Here is a 1,610-nt window from a genome sequence, read left to right as displayed (position 1 = left end):
ACCGACCGGGGCCTGGTGCGAGGACGCCTGGCTGACCACCGCGATGCTCAGCCAGGTGACCGAGCGGCTGAAGTACCTGGTGGCGTTCCGGCCCGCGCCACCGGCCGCCCGCCCGTGCCGGACGCCCTGGAGCCGCTGGTCCGGGTCCACCGCCGGCACCACCCGCAGGCCGACCTCGGCCTGCTCGCCCGGGCGTACCGGCTCGCCGAGGCCAGCCACCGCGGCCAGAAGCGCAAGAGCGGCGAGCCGTACATCACCCACCCGCTGGCCGTCACCATGATCCTGGCCCAACTCGGCGCCGGGACCACGACCCTGGTCGCCTCGCTGCTCCACGACACCGTCGAGGACACCGAGTTGACGCTCGACCAGGTGGGCGCCGGGTTCGGTCCCGAAGTCGCCTACCTGGTCGACGGGGTGACGAAACTGGAGAAGGTCGACTTCGGCGCCGCCGCCGAGGCCGAGACCTTCCGCAAGATGCTGGTCGCCACCGGGGACGACGTCCGGGTGATGGTGATCAAGCTCGCCGACCGGCTGCACAACATGCGCACCATCCGGCACATGAAGCCGGCCAGCCAGGTGCGGATCGCCAAGGTCACCCGGGACGTGCTGATCCCGCTGGCCGAGCGGCTCGGCATCCAGGTGCTCAAGGCGGAGCTGGAGGACATCGTCTTCGCCACCCTGCACCCCGAGGAACACGCCCGCACCCGGGCCCTGATGGCCGGTCACGAGGCCGAGCCGGACACCCTGCTGGAGCCCTTCGCCCGGCGACTGGCCCGCCAGCTGGCCGAGGCCGGGGTGGCCGCCGAGGTGACCGTCCGGCCCCGGCACTGCGTGTCGCTGCACCGGGTGCTGCTCCGGCGGGCCGCCCTGCCCGGGCCGGACGGCCTGCCGCAGGGGCCGCGGCCGGCCGACTACGGACGGCTGCTGGTGGTGGTCGAGGAGAACGCCGACTGCTACGCCGTGCTCGGCGAGCTGCACACCTGCTGGACGCCGCTTCCCGGCGAGTTCAAGGACTTCGTGGCCGCGCCCAAGTTCAACCTCTACCAGTCGCTGCACACCGCCGTGGCGCTCAGCGGCGGCGCGGTGGTCGAGGTGCTGGTCCGCACCCGGCGGATGCACGAGGTGGCCGAGACCGGCGTGGTCGCGCTCGGGGACCCGTCCCCGGCCGTCGCCGTGCAGGACGCCGACGAGCTGGACCGCACCGACCCGGCCCGCCCGGGCTGGCTCAGCCGGCTGCTGGAGTGGCAGCAGGAGACGCCCGACCCGGACGCCTTCTGGTCCGCGCTCACCGCCGACCTCGCCGGGGACCGCGAGATCACCGTGGTGACGGAGGGCGGCGAAACGCTTCAGCTGAGGGCCGGCGCCACCTGCGTGGACGCGGCCTACCGGCTCGGCGAGGAGACCGGCCACCGGTGCATCGGCGCGCGGGTCAACGGGCGGCTCACCGCGCTGTCCACCGTGCTGGAGGACGGCGACCAGATCGCGGTGCTCACCGAGACCCTCCCGGCCGGCGGCGGACAGCCCTCCGGCCCCGCCCCCGAGTGGCTGGCGCACGCCCGCACCCCGGCCGCCCGGCTGGCCATCGAGCGCTGGCTGGCCGACCACCCGGC

At 74.5% G+C, this 1,610-nt stretch carries 1 protein-coding gene; it reads left to right on the top strand.

Features of this window, described 5'->3' with window-relative positions; translation table 11 throughout:
* Positions 1-114: 114 nt before the first annotated feature.
* Positions 115-1,610, top strand: a 1,496-nt coding sequence (locus AB0E96_RS40975) for an HD domain-containing protein (RefSeq protein WP_359831912.1), incomplete at its 3' end; no start/stop codon positions are given.

Source organism: Kitasatospora sp. NPDC036755 (assembly GCF_040636595.1).
GTDB lineage: Bacteria > Actinomycetota > Actinomycetes > Streptomycetales > Streptomycetaceae > Kitasatospora.
This window is presented reverse-complemented; position numbering and strand designations above follow the sequence as displayed.